This window comes from Salinibacterium hongtaonis (assembly GCF_003065485.1).
Taxonomy (GTDB): Bacteria; Actinomycetota; Actinomycetes; order Actinomycetales; family Microbacteriaceae; genus Homoserinimonas; species Homoserinimonas hongtaonis.
Genome location: NZ_CP026951.1, coordinates 1,373,406 through 1,389,025, shown reverse-complemented (window position 1 = coordinate 1,389,025; position 15,620 = coordinate 1,373,406). Strand labels below are relative to the sequence as shown.

Genomic DNA, 15,620 nt, shown 5'->3' with positions numbered 1-15,620 from the left:
TGAATGCCGAGCCTGACGCCTCCCGAGGTAGACCGTGCTGCCGCCTCGCGGGCTGCGGTTGCCGCACGACGGGCGAGAGCTGAGATCAAACGAGCGATCAGTGCGGGGGAGCGTTCCGCCCGCGACGTCGCGCGACGAGCATGGAATGACCCCGATTCGGCAGAGGCCAGTCTTCGGGTCACAGAGTTGCTCACGAGCATCCCGGGTATCGGCCCGGTTCGTGTTGCGGCCCTGTTGTCTCGCCTTGAGATATCGGATTCAAAACGGGTCGGCGGCCTCGGACGACGCCAAAGAATACGACTGGAGAATTGGTTGACCGAGCGCGAGCACACAGAGCCGACGACGAAGGGACGCCTTGTCGTTCTCGCGGGGCCTACCGCCGTGGGCAAGGGCACCGTCTCGACATACATCCGCGAGAACTTTCCCAACGTTCACCTTTCGGTCTCGGCGACCACGAGGGCTCCGCGCCCGGGAGAAGTCGATGGTGTCAACTACTACTTTGTGACGGACGAGGAGTTCGATCGGCTCGAAGAGTCGGGCCAGATGCTCGAGACCGCCACCGTGCACAACGCCTACCGGTATGGCACACCAAAACCGCCGATCGATGAGGCGCTCGCCCAGGGCCAGAGCGTGCTGCTGGAGATCGATATTCAGGGCGCACGGTCGGTGCGCAAGGTCATGCCAGAGGCGATCCTCGTCTTTTTGCTTCCTCCGAGCTGGGAAGAACTGGTGCGCAGACTCATCGGTCGCGGCACGGAAGGGCCGGAGGAACAGGCCAGGAGGCTGGCAACGGCGAAGGTCGAGCTGGCGGCCCAAGATGAGTTCGATTACCGTGTCGTCAACCGTACGGTCAGCAAAGCGGCCCAGGAAGTCGTAGACTTGATCTCTACGTCTCGCAGCAGCACGAAGGCCGATTGACGGCCACAAGGAGTATTCGACAATGGTCAACCGCACCCAGGGCATCATCGATCCCCCCATCGACGAGCTTCTCTCTAAGGTCGACTCCAAGTACGCACTCGTGATCTTCGCGTCGAAGCGCGCACGCCAGATCAACGACTACTACGCAGACCTTCACGAGGGAAGCCTGTTCGACAACGTCGGGCCGCTCGTCGACTCGACGATCGACGACAAGCCCCTCACCGTTGCTCTCCACGAGATCAGCGAAGACAAGCTCGTTATCAAGCCGCTCGCCGAATAACACCCGGTAGGCCTGCCCGCCCTCCGGTCGCGGCAGGCCCGGCCCCGCGGGGCCGTATCCTCGCGAATCGACATCCTGCGGAACTACGCCGATTGAGGAGTGCGCATGCCGACGAGCCCCGCCGCCCTGACCATTGTCGTTGGCATCACCGGAGGCATCGCTGCCTATAAGGCGGTCGGCGTCGTCCGAGGGCTCGTCCTTGAAGGCCACGACGTCCACGTCATCGCCACGGAGGCCGCACTTCGCTTTGTTGGCCGCCCGACGCTAGAGGCGATCAGCAGAAACCCTGTGAACACTGACCTCTACGAGGGTGTCGCCGAGGTCCGACACGTTGCGATCGGCCAGTCGGCCGACGTGATCGTGATAGCTCCAGCGACGGCAAACACGATTGCCAAGCTTGCAGCCGGAATCGCGGACGATCTTCTGGGCAACACCGTACTTGCGAGCACCGCACCGATCGTCATCGCCCCGGCGATGCACACAGAAATGTGGCAGAACCCCGCCACCGTCACCAATATGGCGACCCTCCGCACCCGCGGTTTTCATGTTGTGGGCCCCGCGGTCGGTCAGCTTACCGGCGCAGATTCCGGCCCCGGCCGGCTTGCCGAGCCCGAGCAAATCATCGAAGCAACTCTCGCCGCGGTTAAGGACCAGGATCTCGCCGGGCGGTCGATCGTTGTCACGGCCGGTGGCACGCGCGAGCCTCTCGATCCTGTTCGCTTTCTTGGAAACCGATCCAGCGGCAAGCAGGGTGTCGCGCTGGCGACCGCCGCAGCAGCTCGCGGCGCAACCGTGACGCTGATCGCCGCCAATCTCGAAGTCGTGCCGCCAGCATCCGTCACCGTCGTGTCGGTTGAATCGGCCCGGGAGCTTCGGGATGCGGTCATGGAGGCTGCGCTGACCGCGGACACAGTGATCATGGCTGCGGCCGTGGCCGACTACCGCCCGAGCAGCGTCGCTGAGGGCAAGATCAAGAAGGAGACGCAGGGCGAGGAACTCGTGCTGAGCCTCGTCAAGAACCCTGACATTCTTGCCGAGATTGCGTCGTCTAAGCGGCCAGACCAGGTGATCGTCGGGTTTGCAGCGGAGACCGAAAACGACCCCGAAAAGCTTCTCGAGCTGGGGCGCCAGAAACTGGCTCGCAAGGGGTGCGACTTTCTCGTGCTCAACACCGTGGGCGTTGGCGTGGTCTTTGCAACAGATCTCAACACCATTACGGTGCTCAACCGCGCTGGGCATATAGTTGCCGAGGCTGCTGGATCAAAGGTGTCAGTGGCCGACCGTATTCTTGATGTGCTCCTCTGACTGACACCGAAGGCATTGCCCCTATGAATGATTCCCTGCGCCTGTTCACCTCCGAATCGGTGACCGAGGGCCACCCGGACAAGATCTGCGATCAGATTTCCGACAGCATCCTTGACGCACTGCTCACGCAGGATCCCCATAGCCGGGTCGCCGTCGAAACGTTGGTCACGACAGGGCTCGTTCATGTCGCTGGAGAGGTGACCACGAGCGGATACGTCGACATCCCCGGCATCGTGCGAGAGGTCATCACCCGCATCGGATACAACTCCTCCGAGGTCGGCTTCGACGGCAGCAACTGCGGCGTCACCGTATCTATCGGTGCGCAGTCGCCCGATATCGCTCAGGGCGTCGATCACGCTCTTGAGCAGCGCGAAGGTAGTGCGGTTGATGAGCTGAGTGCGCAGGGTGCGGGCGACCAGGGAATCATGTTCGGCTTCGCTACCAAAGAGACGCCGTCGTTCATGCCGATGCCAATCTGGCTCGCCCACAAGCTTGCGGAGCGCCTCGCAGAGATGCGCAAGGACGGGCACGTCGACTACCTCCGCCCCGACGGAAAGACCCAGGTCACGGTCGGATACGACGGCCACACTCCTCGAACGATCGATACCGTCGTTCTCTCAACTCAGCACGCACCCGGCGTGGGAATCGGCAACCTGACGGCCGATATCAAACAGTTCGTCATCGATCCCGTGCTGGCTGAGGCGGGGCTAGACGACTCCGCCGTCTCGCTCCTCGTGAACCCGACCGGCAAGTTTGAGATCGGCGGGCCCAAAGGTGACGCTGGCCTCACCGGTCGCAAGATCATCGTCGACACCTACGGTGGCGCATCCCGCCATGGTGGTGGCGCGTTCAGCGGAAAGGACCCGTCGAAGGTCGATCGTTCCGCGGCGTACGCCATGCGATGGGTGGCCAAGAACGCGGTCGCAGCCGGGTTGGCCGACCGGCTCGAGGTTCAGGTGGCCTATGCCATCGGCCGCGCCGCGCCTGTGGGCCTTTATGTCGAGTCTTTTGGCACCGGTGCAGTCGCAGACTCTGTGATCATCGACGCGATTCGCAATGTCTTCGACCTCCGGCCTGCAGCGATCATCCGAGACCTCGATCTGCTTCGCCCGATCTACGCCCGTACGGCGGCCTACGGTCACTTCGGCCGAGAGCTCCCCGACTTCACGTGGGAGCGACTCGACCGCGTCGACGACCTGCGTTCCGCCGCGGGTCTCTAGCCGTGACGGGCTCGGCACCGGTTGCCCGGGTCCTGATCGATTCACCCCTGCCGCAGCTTGATCGGCTATTCGACTACGAGATTCCTGAGGAATTCGCCGCCGATTGCGCCGCAGGAGTGCGCGTGCGGGTTCCGCTCAGATCTGCGGGTCGCGTCGCCGACGGCTATGTAATCGAGATTGCAGAACGCGGCGACTATTCGGGTGCCCTGAGTCAAATAGATTCCGTCGTATCACCGGTCTCGATCCTCGCCCCCGAGGTGTGGGCACTCGCGCGAAAGCTTGCCGATCGTGCGGCTGGCAACGCGAGCGACATCATCCGCATCGCCGTCCCCAAACGGCAGGTCCGCGTCGAAAAAGCCTGGCTCGCGTTGCCAGAAGCCGTGAGCACCATGACGACTGATGACGTGCGACCCGTCGCACCCATGCCTCCGGAGTTCGCCCCCGGCCGCATCGCGGCACTGATTAACGATCGGGAAAGGGTTGCTCTCGATGCGGTTCCGCGGCTCGTATCAGTGGTGGACGCTGCAGTGCCGGGAGCGGAACCGCGGTGGGTTGGTCATTGGGCGGTCACCCTCGCGGCGGCGGCAGCGCACACCCTTGCGCAGGGTCTCAGCGCGATAATCGCTGTGCCGGACTATCGCGATCAAGGTCAGCTGATGGCCGCGCTCTCTGGTGTTGTCGCGGTCAACCGCGTGGTGCGGATGGATGCACGGCAGTCCAACCCGGAGCGGTATCGCAGCATCCTCGCCTGCCGCGGCGACGAGCCCCTCGTCATCATCGGCAATCGGTCTGCCGTCTATGCGCCCGCTCGCAACCTCGGGCTGATCGCAATGTGGGATGACGGCGATCCGCTCCATTCGGAGCCGCTGTCTCCTTACGTCCATGCCCGCGATGCCGCACTCGTGAGACAGGAACAGCAAAAGTGCGCCCTCATTTTCGCCTCCCACGCGCGGAGCACAGAAGTCCAGAGGCTCGTTGAGCTTGGGTGGCTGGGCGAGGTTGGGTCTGAACGCGCTGTGTTGCCCAAGGTCATTCCCACGGCTGCGCAGGAATCGCAGGATCGGCTCGCGGCCGGTGCCCGCATCCCGTCAGCAGCGTGGAGGGAGGCCCGTGCCGGTCTCGAACGAGGCCCCGTCCTTGTGCAGGTCGCGCGACCGGGATATGCCCCCCAGCTTTCGTGTGAGGACTGCCGCGCATCCGCACGCTGTCTCGCATGCGAGGGTCCCTTATCTCTCAAGCGCGCCGGGGCTACTCCCGCGTGCTCGTGGTGCGGTGCGCTTGCGACGTCGTGGCGCTGCAGCCACTGCGAGGGCACCCGTTTGCGGCTGGTCGGCCAGGGCAGCGTGCGCACGGCAGAAGAACTCGGCCGCGCCTTCCCTGGGGTGCGGGTGATCGTGGCCGATGGCGAGCGGCCCGTCATGACGGTGCCGCATGCGCCGGCGCTCGTGATCGCCACCCGGGGGGCCGAGCCGATTGCCGATGGCGGCTACGCCGCTGTGCTTCTGCTCGACGGCGAGAGGATGCTCGCGAGAGAAAGCCTGCGCGTTGCAGAAGACTGCGTTCGCTGGTGGGCCAACGCTGTTGCGTTGGCCGCCCCCGGTGCGCCGTCGGTCCTGGTCGGCGTCGGCGGGCCTCTGGCTACGGCCATGGCGACGTGGCGGTTGTCGGGGTTCATGTCGCGGGAACTCGCCGACCGGCGTCGCCTGCGCTTTCCCCCTGCGGTTCGCGTTGCCACCGTCACAGGGTCTCCCGACGCTGTCGAGCGCGCGCTAGCGTCCATCGCCGATGTTGATGGCACCGATATCCTCGGGCCCGTCGCTACCGACGATGGGCTCCGAGCCATAGTGCGGTTCGACTACGCAGCAGGAGCAGCCACCGCCTCTGCGTTGAAGGCCGAAGTCATTCGTATCGTCACGAGTAGGCGCAAGCGCATCGTGCCGGGGTCCGGGCCGGTCGCGCCACTGCCTAAACTTAAGCTTCGGTTCGACGACAGCGAACCGTTCATTGACTGAGGCGCTAGCCTCCTCCTATTTCGAAAAGCGGTACTCCTGACATGCGACTTGTTTTCGCTGGCTCGCCCAGCGCGGCGGTTCCTTCGCTGCGGCTCCTTGCGGCGTCGCAGCACGAGATCGCGGCGGTCATTTCTCGAGAGGATTCCCCTCAGGGGCGCAAACGCATCGTCACCCCCACAGCGGTCGCTGCGGTCGCTGACGAGCTCGGTGTCCCGGTGATCAAGGCGAACCGCCTCGACGATTCGACGACGCAGGCGGTGGCAGACATTCGCCCCGATCTCGGAGTCATCGTCGCGTATGGCGGCCTCGTCAAGGAGCCCCTTCTGTCGACTCCCCGGTTGGGTTGGATCAACCTTCACTTCTCTTTGTTGCCGCGCTGGCGGGGGGCTGCTCCCGTGCAACGCGCCATCATGGCGGGTGACGAGGTGACCGGCGCAACCGTGTTTCAGCTCGTAGAGGAGCTGGATGCTGGCGATATCTTTGGCATGCTTACGCAGACGATCGGCCCGTCGCAGACGGCGGGCGACCTGTTGGACTCCCTCTCTCACAGCGGCGCAGAACTCCTGCTGCGCGTCGTGGACGCCCTCGAAGACGGTACAGCCCGTGCCGATGCCCAGCACGGCGATATCACGGTGGCGCCGAAGCTCACCATTGACGACGGCCGCGTCAATTTCGCGGATCACGCCTCAATGGTCTTGGCACGCATCCGAGGCGTGACTCCTGAACCAGGCGCATTCGCGGAATTGGACGGGGTTCGGGTAAAAGTGCTTGAAGCGGCACCGGGTGCGTCTGTCGTGCAGCGACACCCGGGCGAAGCAGAGTTGATCGATGGACGAGTTCTCGTGGGCACGGCAACGGAGGCTATCGAGCTCGTCACCGTGCAGCCGGCGGGGAAAAAACCCATGAAGGCAGCCGACTGGTGGCGGGGCAGGCCCTCCTCAGCCGCGACGAAGTTCGAGGTGTCAGCATGAGCGGCGGCCGTCCGAACCGCAAGACCGTCGGTGTGCAACCCGCCCGCAGGGTCGCCTTTGAGGTAATCCGCGCCGTGCGCGAATCAGACGCCTATGCCAATCTCCTGCTGCCGGTCAAGATTGAACGGGCAGGGCTTGGGCCAGCGGATGCCGGCCTCGCTACAGAACTGACGTACGGCACCCTCAGGCTCCAGGGCTATTACGACGCTGTGATCTCCCTAGCGGCCGGGCGCGACACCGCCAAAATTGACCCGCCGATTCTCGACGTGCTGCGCCTCGCGACCCACCAGCTGCTGTCGATGCGGGTTGCGCAGCATGCGGCTGTCGACGAGGCGGTCTCCCAGGCTCGCGAGGTTGGCTCTCAGTCGGCTACCGGCTTCGTTAATGGTGTGCTGCGAGGTATAACACGGACCCCTGCTGAGGAGTGGCGTCAGCGTGTGCTCGACTCCGCGCGAACCGACGACGAACGGCTTTCGCTGGAGTTCTCGCATCCTGTGTGGGTCGTCCGTGCCCTGAGACAGGCCCTCGCCGCTGAGTCTCGTGGCGATGAGCTCCAGGCGCTTCTCGCGGCCGACAATGTCGCACCGAAGGTGAGCCTGGTGGCTCTGCCAGGGTTGGCCTCCGCCGAGGAAGTCGCCGGAGCTGTTCCCGCGCGATTCTCACCGCTTGCGGCAATCAATGACGGGGGAGACCCCACCCGCATGCTTCCCGTACGTGAGGGTCGCGTGAGGGTGCAGGATGAAGGGTCGCAGTTGGCTGCCCTGGCGCTCAGTAGGGCACGCCCGGTGGAACCCGGCGAGCAGTGGCTCGACATGTGCGCTGGCCCCGGCGGAAAGGCCGCGCTCTTGGCGGCCGAAGCGTCGCAGTCGGGAGCCGTCCTCACCGCAAATGAGGTGGTACCCGCCCGCGCTGAGCTCGTGCGAAAGGCCCTTGCTGCCCTGCCAACGCCCCCCGAGGTGAGCGAGCTCGATGGGCGAGACATTGGCCCGCAGATGCCGGATCGATTTGACCGGATTTTGCTTGACGCGCCGTGCACCGGGCTCGGTGCTTTGCGCCGGCGCCCCGAGGCTCGCTGGCGCAAGCAGCCCCGCGACGTGCCCGCGCTCTCATCACTGCAAGCCGAGCTTCTCGCGTCTGGGCTCGAGGCACTCAAACCCGGGGGCCTCCTCGCGTACGTCACCTGCTCTCCGCACCTTGCAGAGACGCGGCTCGTCGTAGGCACCGCACTCAAGAAAGCCGGGCTTTCGTTAGTCGATGCACGCGAGGTACTCGATCGCATCACTCTCGAGCCGCTCGATCTGGGCGTGTCAGACGGCACTGTCCAGCTGTGGCCGCATCGCCACGGCACGGATGCCATGTTTATCTGCCTGATCACGAAGGATCGCTAGGCTCGGCTCATGACCGTGCGCATCAACCCGAGCATCCTGTCGGCCGATTTCGTGAACCTTCACGACGACATCGAGACGATTGCCTCAGCCGATCTCGTGCATGTCGATGTCATGGACAACCATTTCGTTCCGAACCTCACGTTCGGGCCGCAGATGGTGGGGCGCATCCAGGATGTTTCGCCCATCCCGCTGGATGTGCACCTCATGATCGACGACCCAGACCGCTGGGCACCGGGGTATGCGGAGCTCGGGGCGTACTCGGTTACATTTCACGCAGAAGCGGCGGCGGATGCTGTCGGCCTGGCGCGCAGGCTGCGGCAGATCGGTTCGCGGGCGGGCATCGCCCTCAAGCCGGGCACCCCCGTTGAGCCCTATCTCGATCTGCTGGCGGAGTTCGATCAGGTGCTCGTCATGACGGTTGAGCCTGGTTTCGGGGGGCAGTCGTTCATGCCCGACACAATGCCCAAGCTTCGCCTGCTGCGCGAGGCTGTCGTGCGAACGGGGCTCGACGTGTGGCTTCAGGTCGACGGCGGCATCACCGAGTCGACGATCGCTTTCGCCGCGGAGTCGGGCGCGGACACCTTCGTCGCCGGCTCGAGCGTTTTCAGCTCTCCCGATCGGGCCGCGCAGATCGATGCTCTGCGCTCGGCAGCACTGGCACACACGCACTAAGAGCGGGGGAGTTCCGCGGTTGCCCCTAAATGATGCCGTCCGAGAAGGTGCTTGGCGTACCAAAACGGTGCGCCGTAATGCTTACGGCCTGCTCACGAACAAAGGGCAAAATTTCGATACGACCGGATTCGGTCACTGACTCCGCATACACCGCTATTTCGGGGCGGCCGTCGGTCGCTGCCGTCACCATGGACGCCGATGCTCCGATTAGTCGGATGCGCTCCCCGTCGAATCGGGCGAGTCCTGAGCACCAGCGGGCATCCGTCTCGGTCGTCACGGTTACTCCCAGCCGGGCACAGGCGGCGGCAACCGGATCCGGCAACGACACACCCGTGGAGACGCTGAAGGATGAGCCCGAAACGAGACCGGCGCCGATTACCCGCACCAGGTGAGCGACGGACCCGGCTTCGGCAAGGCGCACGGCCACAGGGGCCGGCAGGTATCGAAAGATGTTTCGCTCCACGGCAAGTCCGCTCACATCCCGTGCCTGCCCGAACTCCTCCCGCCATGCTTCCGTATCGCTGCGGAACGACCGCAGAACCGATTCGCCGCTTTCTGCTCCCAAGGAGGCGGCAACCGCGTCCACAAGCAAGCGTGCGTGCGGCGAAACCGCGGATTTCGCTGCCGATGGTGCGGAACTCCATCGGCCGAGGCCTATCAGGTAGTTGGGGCCTCCCGCTTTAGCCCCCGCCCCGATCGCAGACTTTTTCCAGCCCCCGAAAGGCTGGCGGCGAACGATGGCACCCGTTGTACCCCTGTTGACATAGAGGTTGCCTGCCTGCACCTGATCGAGCCAGAGCGAGAGCTCCTGTCGATCAAGGGAATGTAGTCCCGCAGTGAGGCCATAGTCGACCTCGTTCTGCATGTCGATTGCCTCCTGGAGGGTGTGGGCGGTCATGATGCCGAGCACGGGACCAAAGAACTCGGTGAGGTGAAAATCCGATCCTCTTTGTACTCCGGCTCTCACCCCTGGGGTCCAGAGTCGTCCACTGTCATCACGCCGTCGCGGGGTCACGACCCAGCGCTCCCGGGGGCCAAGGGTCGTGAGGCCGCGAAGAAGCTTGCCCTCGGCTGGTGCGATGATCGGTCCCATTCGCACGGTGGGGTCGGTGGGGTAGCCAACGGGGAGCGAGCGCACGGCATCCAGGAGCTGGTCGTGAAAACGTCGTGACCGAGAGACCGAGCCCACGAGGATCACTAACGATGCTGCTGAACATTTTTGACCGGCGTGCCCAAAGGCGGAGGATACGACGTCCCTCACAGCCAGATCGAGGTCTGCGCTCGGTGTGACGATGATTGCGTTCTTTCCACTTGTTTCGGCAAGCAGGGGGAGGTCATGTCGAAATGCCCGAAACTTCTCTGCCGTCTCGAAGGCTCCGGTCAAGATGACTCGGTCGATCCGGTGATCGGCGATGAGAGTCTCACCCAGCGCCGGATTGGACATGTTCACTAGGCGCAGAGCGTCCCGCGGCACGCCGGCCTCCCAGAGCGCCTCGACCATCACAGCGCCGCACCGTCGTGCCTGTTGTGCAGGCTTGATGATCACCGACGAGCCTGCGGCAAGCGCTCCCAGCGTCGAGCCCGCCGGGATCGCCACGGGAAAGTTCCACGGGGGAGTAACGACGGTGAGTCGGCTTGGCTCGAAGACGGCACCGTCAACGGCGTCAAGTTCTCGCGCCAGCTCCGCATAGTAGTGGGCGAAGTCCACGGCCTCGGAGACTTCGGGATCGGACTGGTCGAGGGTTTTTCCTGTCTCGGCCGCCATCACTTCTATCAGGTCGGCCCGCCGCTTCTCCAGGGCGCTTCCCGCCCGGTGCAGAACCTCCGCGCGCTGAGACCCGCTCATTGCTCCCCACGACGACCCTGCTGCCAGCGCCGCCCCAATGACGTTGTCGACCTCAGCCTCGGAGCCCACGGTATTGGCGGCGACCGTGGCCTCGCCGAGCGTGCTGGTCGGCACCCGCTGCAGGATGTCGCGGGCCCATTCGCGGTTTGCCGGCAGAGCGGGGTCGGTGTCGGGCGAGTTGTGGAAGCCTGTAATCGGTGCGAGCGCGGTCGCCGAGCGGCGGTCTTGGGTTCGCCGCGGAGGGGGACCGAGCCATCGAGGTCGCCGAGCGAGGCGATGAACCGCGTTTCTTCGCGGGCGAACAGGTCGGGGCTGGCGCTCAGTTCGAAGACGGCCGACATGAAGTTCTCCTGGCTCGCCCCCTCCTCAAGCCGACGGACTAGGTACGCGATCGCCACGTCGAACTCTGCCGGATGCACGACCGGGGTATACAGCAACAGCCCGCCGACATCACGCCGCACCGCCTCTGCCTGTCCCTGCGCCATGCCGAGAAGCATTTCGAAGTCGACACCGTGTTCGGTGCCCCGCCGATTCGCAAGCAGCCACGCGAAGGCAAGATCGAACAGGTTATGACCGGCGACGCCGATGCGAACATTCTCGACGCGGTCGGGATGCAGCGCATAACTGATTACGCGCTTGTAGTTGGTGTCGCTCTCTCGCTTCGTATCCCACGTCGCCAGTGGCCAGCCATGCAATGACGCCTCGACGCGCTCCATGGCCAGGTTGGCACCTTTGACCACCCGGACTTTGATTCCTGCCCCGCCCTGTGAGCGGCGTGCAGCGGCCCATTCCTGCAGCCGCATCATCGCTCCGAGGGCATCGGGCAGGTACGCCTGCAACACAATTCCCGCCTCGAGGCCGAGCAAATCTGGCTCGTCGAGGATGCGCTGGAAGACCGCGATGGTGAGATCGAGATCCTTATATTCCTCCATATCGAGATTGATGAACTTGGGGGTGGGAGCCGCGGCCGCAAGGCGGAAGAGCGGCGTTAGCTTCTCCACTACATGCTCGACAGCGGCATCGAATGCCCACGGAGACTGGGGGGCAACCGTCGACGACACTTTGATCGAGACGTAGTCGACGTCGTCTCGTGCGAGCAGAGCACGTGTGCCAGCGAGGCGGCGGTCTGCTTCACGGTCGCCCAACACGGCCTCTCCGAGCAGATTCAGGTTGAGCCGGATGCCCGGGCCCCGAACGGCGGAGATGGCGGCCCCGAGGCGGGAATCCGTTGCGTCAATGATGAGGTGGCCGACCATTCGCCTCAGCACCCTGCGCGCTATCGGAATGACGATTCCGGGCGCAAGAGGAGCGATTCGACCTCCGAGACGCACGGCCGAGCGCATATGCCAGGGGAGAAACGACGGCACCTTTGGCGCGAGGTCTCTGAGATTGCGCGCGGCAACCCCGCGGTCTTCTGGCCGGATGACGCCGTCGACGAACCCTACGGTGAACTCGAGTCCGTGCGGGTCTTTCAAAACACCGGCGAGCTGACGCGCAGAGGCATCAACAGGAACCTCAGATGCCACCGCGAGCCATCGACGCACGAGCGACGTCACGTCGCGAGCGAGCTGTGCATCGATATCGGCGCTTGAGACCACTGGCGGTTCCGTTCTCTCGTTTCGCCCAGTATGGAATCGTGCTCGCATAAGATAAAGCGAACTTTACTTACCAATAAGCATCAGTTTTGCTAATGCATTGGAGTGCGTAATGCTCGATCTTCGTCGCCTCAGATTGCTGCGCGAACTCCAGATCCGCGGCACGCTTTCGGGAGTTGCCGCCGCCCTCAACCAGAGCCCGTCTTCCGTTTCTCAGCAGCTTGCTCAGCTCGAACGCGAGGTGGGAGTCGCGCTCCTGCGAAAGTCGGGGCGCCGGGTGGTTCTCACGGCACAGGCCGAACTGCTCGTTGAGCACGTCAGCGCGGTGCTCGAGCGGCTCGAACTCGCAGAATCCGAGCTCAGTGCGTCATTCTCGACGGCGACCGGCACCGTGAGGCTCGCCGTCTTCCAGTCGGCCGCGCTCGCTCTCCTTCCCCATGCACTGAGCATCCTTGCCCGCGAACATCCCTCGCTCCGGGTCGAGGTGACCCAGCGGGAGCCGGAATCTGCGCTCTACGACACCTGGGCGAGCGACTTCGACCTCGTTGTCGCCGAACAGTATCCGGGGCACGCTGCACCTCACCATCAAGGGCTCGATCGCGTGCACCTCACGGGCGACCGCATCTCCTTGGCGGTAGCTCGGGGTTCGACCATCACTTCTCTCGCGAATGCGGCGAGAACGCCGTGGGTTATGGAACCGCGTGGGGCGGCATCCCGTCACTGGGCAGAGCAGGCCTGCCGGCAGGCAGGCTTCGAGCCAGACGTGCGGTTTGAGACGGCAGACCTGCAGGCGCACATCCGGTTCGTGGAGTCAGGCAATGCCGTCGCATTGCTACCCGACCTCGTCTGGACGGCCAGAGACATCACGGCGACTCTCATTCCCTTGGCCGGCGATCCCCGCCGTACCATCTTCACTGCCGTGCGAAGGGCGACCGTGCGCAGCCCGGGAGTGATTGCCTGCAGGGGTGCTCTGCAGCGCACTGCGGCTCAGCTATCGCCCTAGCCACATCAGCTTGTCTGCTCGACTCCGCCGCAGTCATATCTGCTTGGATGGGGGGATGAGTGAATTCAACCGCACCAAACCAGAAATCGATTTCCACGACGGAGAGGCGCCCACAGAGCTCGTCATCCGCGACATTGAGGTCGGAACCGGCGCCGAGGCGCAGCCCGGATCTACCGTCGACGTGCACTACCTCGGGGTCGACCTCGAGACGGGCGAAGAGTTCGACTCTTCGTGGAGCCGCAACCAGTCCATTAACTTTCCCCTCGGCAGCCTCATCGCCGGATGGCAGGAGGGCATTCCCGGGATGAAGGTTGGTGGCCGCCGCGAGTTGATCTGCCCCCCGCACCTCGCCTACGGTCCCGCCGGTGGCGGGCACCGCCTCTCGGGTCGCACCCTGATCTTCGTGATCGACCTGCTCGGCGTGAGCTAAGCGGCGTTAACTCCCGTTCTGTGCCGGACGGGCCTTCTGCACCTAGTAACGTTGAGCCTGTGAAAACCTTCGACGAATTGTTCGCAGAGCTCGGGCAGAAGGCCCTGTCCCGGCCGGAGGGTTCGCGCACTGTCGCAGAACTCGATGCCGGCGTGCACGCGATCGGCAAGAAGATCGTCGAAGAGGCCGCCGAAGTTTGGATGGCAGCAGAGTACGAATCCGACGCTGAGGCCGCAGAAGAAATCTCCCAGCTGATCTACCACCTGCAGGTGCTCATGGTTGCCAAGGGCCTGACGCTCGAGGATGTTTACCGACATCTGTGATCGTCGCCCCTCGCCGAGCTAGATCACCTACAGAGAGAAAAACATGCTTCGCATCGCAATTCCCAACAAGGGATCGCTTTCCGAAACGGCCGCAGAGATGCTGCGGGAGGCTGGTTATGCCGGTCGCCGCGACCCCCGCGCCCTTACGGTAGCCGACCCGCTCAACGACGTTGAGTTCTTCTATCTTCGACCGCGCGACATCGCCACCTACGTCGGCTCAGGCGCGCTCGATGTCGGCATTACCGGTCGCGATTTGCTCCTCGATTCCCGCTCTCCTGCGGCCGAGATCGCGAGTCTCGACTTCGGGGACTCCACCTTTCGCTTCGCAGGTCCAGCAAACCGCTTCACATCCCTCTCCGACCTCGAAGGAGTTCGGGTGGCGACGAGCTACCCGGGGCTCGTCGAGGACTTCCTTGCCAAGCACGGAGTCACGGCCAAGCTGGTGAGTTTGGATGGCGCTGTCGAGTCTGCCGTCAAACTGGGCGTTGCCGATGCCGTCGCCGATGTCGTGTCGACCGGCTCAACTCTTCGGGCCCAGGGCCTTGAGATCTTCGGCCCCGTCATTCTCGAGTCGAGTGCCGTGCTCATCGGAGCCCGCCCCGACGTACCAGGGCTTTCGACGCTCCACCGACGCCTCCAGGGCGTTCTTGTCGCACGGCAATACGTGATGATGGATTACGACCTGCCCGCCGAGCTTGTCGAGGCGGCCGCGGCTGTCACGCCCGGCCTCGAGTCGCCCACGGTCTCGCCGCTGCGCGACAAGGAGTGGGTGGCCGTTCGAGTCATGGTCAAACGCGTCGGCATGAACCGCATCATGGATCAGCTTTATGACCTGGGTGCGCGCGCAATCCTGGTCAGCCCGATCCACGCAGCGCGTCTCTAGGAGCAGCATGTCTCTTGCAGTTCGCGTCATTCCCTGTCTCGATGTGGCCGCGGGTCGCGTGGTCAAAGGCGTCAACTTTCTCAATCTGCGCGATGCCGGCGACCCGGTGGAGCTTGCGGCCCGGTATTTTGACCAGGGTGCAGACGAGATCACTTTTCTCGACGTGACGGCGACCGTCGACAATCGGTCGACGATGTACGACGTCGTCCAGGCCACGGCCGAGCAGGTGTTTATTCCTCTCACCGTTGGCGGCGGCATCCGCACCACGGATGATGTGTCCCGTCTCCAAGGCCATGGCGCCGACAAGGTCGGAGTGAACAGCGCGGCTATCGCCCGGCCTGCCCTGCTGTCTGAGATTGCAGACCGGTTTGGTGCTCAGGCCCTCGTACTCTCGCTCGACCTCAAACGGTCGGACCGCACACCGTCGGGCTTCGTCGTCACGACCCATGGAGGTCGCACCGAAACAGACCTGGATGCACTCGCGTGGGCAACAGAGGCGATCGAACGGGGGGCCGGCGAACTTCTGGTCAACTCGATCGACGCCGACGGCACCAAGAACGGCTTCGACCTCGAACTGATCGCTGCGATGCGCGAGATCAGCTCTGTGCCGGTCATCGCCAGCGGGGGAGCAGGCGCCGTTGAGCACTTTGCTCCCGCCGTTAAGGCCGGGGCGGATGCGGTTCTCGCCGCATCGGTCTTTCATAACGGCGAGCTGACCATCGGCGAGGTCAAAGACAGCCTTCGCACTGCCGGCCTTCCGGTGAGATAGGAATC

13 protein-coding genes and 1 pseudogene are annotated in these 15,620 nt (G+C 64.2%); 13 read left to right on the top strand and 1 reads right to left on the bottom strand.

Going from position 1 to position 15,620, the window contains the following annotated elements:
- The first annotated feature begins 3 nt into the window (after positions 1–3).
- The 8 genes from gmk to rpe all read left to right on the top strand — a co-directional run bounded on the left by gmk (position 4) and on the right by rpe (position 8,766).
- Positions 4–918, top strand: coding sequence for a guanylate kinase (gmk, locus tag C2138_RS06730; RefSeq protein ID WP_108516526.1), 915 nt, complete (start codon positions 4–6; stop codon positions 916–918).
- A gap of 22 nt (positions 919–940) precedes the next feature.
- Positions 941–1,198: a DNA-directed RNA polymerase subunit omega gene (rpoZ, locus tag C2138_RS06725; protein ID WP_108516525.1), complete on the top strand. Its 258-nt coding sequence runs from the start codon at positions 941–943 to the stop codon at positions 1,196–1,198.
- A gap of 105 nt (positions 1,199–1,303) precedes the next feature.
- Positions 1,304–2,503 carry a bifunctional phosphopantothenoylcysteine decarboxylase/phosphopantothenate--cysteine ligase CoaBC gene (gene coaBC / locus C2138_RS06720; protein ID WP_108516523.1) on the top strand — a complete coding sequence of 400 codons (1,200 nt, stop codon included), beginning with the start codon at positions 1,304–1,306 and terminating at the stop codon, positions 2,501–2,503.
- Positions 2,504–2,526: 23 nt separating this feature from the next.
- Positions 2,527–3,723, top strand: coding sequence for a methionine adenosyltransferase (gene metK, locus C2138_RS06715; protein WP_108516521.1), 1,197 nt, complete (start codon positions 2,527–2,529; stop codon positions 3,721–3,723).
- 2 nt (positions 3,724–3,725) lie between these two features.
- Entirely contained in the window at positions 3,726–5,735 is a 2,010-nt protein-coding gene (locus C2138_RS06710) for a primosomal protein N' family DNA-binding protein (RefSeq protein ID WP_108516520.1), read from the top strand.
- A 41-nt stretch (positions 5,736–5,776) separates the two neighbouring features.
- A complete protein-coding gene (gene fmt, locus C2138_RS06705) occupies positions 5,777–6,706 on the top strand; it encodes a methionyl-tRNA formyltransferase (RefSeq protein ID WP_108516518.1) in 930 nt (309 codons plus the stop codon).
- Positions 6,703–8,094, top strand: a complete 1,392-nt coding sequence (locus tag C2138_RS06700) for an RsmB/NOP family class I SAM-dependent RNA methyltransferase (RefSeq protein ID WP_108518901.1) — start codon at positions 6,703–6,705, stop codon at positions 8,092–8,094. The genes fmt and C2138_RS06700 overlap by 4 nt, the downstream gene beginning before the upstream one ends.
- Before the next feature lie 9 nt (positions 8,095–8,103).
- The gene (rpe, locus tag C2138_RS06695) at positions 8,104–8,766 is read left to right on the top strand and encodes a ribulose-phosphate 3-epimerase (protein WP_108516516.1); all 663 of its coding nucleotides are present in this window, start codon (positions 8,104–8,106) and stop codon (positions 8,764–8,766) included.
- A gap of 25 nt (positions 8,767–8,791) precedes the next feature.
- Here the strand turns inward: rpe and C2138_RS06690 are convergent.
- Positions 8,792–12,258, bottom strand: a pseudogene (locus C2138_RS06690) (bifunctional proline dehydrogenase/L-glutamate gamma-semialdehyde dehydrogenase).
- A gap of 61 nt (positions 12,259–12,319) precedes the next feature.
- Between C2138_RS06690 and C2138_RS06685 the strand changes: the two are divergent.
- The 5 genes from C2138_RS06685 to hisF are packed head-to-tail and all read left to right on the top strand — an operon-like array spanning position 12,320 to position 15,615.
- On the top strand, positions 12,320–13,210 hold the full coding sequence (locus tag C2138_RS06685) for a LysR family transcriptional regulator (RefSeq protein ID WP_108516514.1): 891 nt from the start codon (positions 12,320–12,322) through the stop codon (positions 13,208–13,210).
- Positions 13,211–13,265: 55 nt separating this feature from the next.
- Positions 13,266–13,640, top strand: coding sequence for an FKBP-type peptidyl-prolyl cis-trans isomerase (locus tag C2138_RS06680; protein ID WP_108516513.1), 375 nt, complete (start codon positions 13,266–13,268; stop codon positions 13,638–13,640).
- A gap of 59 nt (positions 13,641–13,699) precedes the next feature.
- The gene (locus C2138_RS06675) at positions 13,700–13,963 is read left to right on the top strand and encodes a phosphoribosyl-ATP diphosphatase (protein WP_108516511.1); all 264 of its coding nucleotides are present in this window, start codon (positions 13,700–13,702) and stop codon (positions 13,961–13,963) included.
- Between the two features lie 43 nt (positions 13,964–14,006).
- Positions 14,007–14,846 carry an ATP phosphoribosyltransferase gene (gene hisG, locus C2138_RS06670; RefSeq protein WP_108516509.1) on the top strand — a complete coding sequence of 280 codons (840 nt, stop codon included), beginning with the start codon at positions 14,007–14,009 and terminating at the stop codon, positions 14,844–14,846.
- A gap of 7 nt (positions 14,847–14,853) precedes the next feature.
- Positions 14,854–15,615: an imidazole glycerol phosphate synthase subunit HisF gene (hisF, locus tag C2138_RS06665; RefSeq protein WP_108516508.1), complete on the top strand. Its 762-nt coding sequence runs from the start codon at positions 14,854–14,856 to the stop codon at positions 15,613–15,615.
- Positions 15,616–15,620 lie beyond the last annotated feature (5 nt).

Bases quoted from the DNA above. Each gene is read 5' to 3' on its own strand.
- gmk (WP_108516526.1), top strand. From the start codon at position 4: ATGCCGAGCCTGACGCCTCCCGAGGTAGACCGTGCTGCCGCCTCGCGG.
- rpoZ (WP_108516525.1), top strand. From the start codon at position 941: ATGGTCAACCGCACCCAGGGCATCATCGATCCCCCCATCGACGAGCTT.
- coaBC (WP_108516523.1), top strand. From the start codon at position 1,304: ATGCCGACGAGCCCCGCCGCCCTGACCATTGTCGTTGGCATCACCGGA.
- metK (WP_108516521.1), top strand. From the start codon at position 2,527: ATGAATGATTCCCTGCGCCTGTTCACCTCCGAATCGGTGACCGAGGGC.
- fmt (WP_108516518.1), top strand. From the start codon at position 5,777: ATGCGACTTGTTTTCGCTGGCTCGCCCAGCGCGGCGGTTCCTTCGCTG.
- C2138_RS06700 (WP_108518901.1), top strand. From the start codon at position 6,703: ATGAGCGGCGGCCGTCCGAACCGCAAGACCGTCGGTGTGCAACCCGCC.
- rpe (WP_108516516.1), top strand. From the start codon at position 8,104: ATGACCGTGCGCATCAACCCGAGCATCCTGTCGGCCGATTTCGTGAAC.
- C2138_RS06685 (WP_108516514.1), top strand. From the start codon at position 12,320: ATGCTCGATCTTCGTCGCCTCAGATTGCTGCGCGAACTCCAGATCCGC.
- C2138_RS06680 (WP_108516513.1), top strand. From the start codon at position 13,266: ATGAGTGAATTCAACCGCACCAAACCAGAAATCGATTTCCACGACGGA.
- hisG (WP_108516509.1), top strand. From the start codon at position 14,007: ATGCTTCGCATCGCAATTCCCAACAAGGGATCGCTTTCCGAAACGGCC.
- hisF (WP_108516508.1), top strand. From the start codon at position 14,854: ATGTCTCTTGCAGTTCGCGTCATTCCCTGTCTCGATGTGGCCGCGGGT.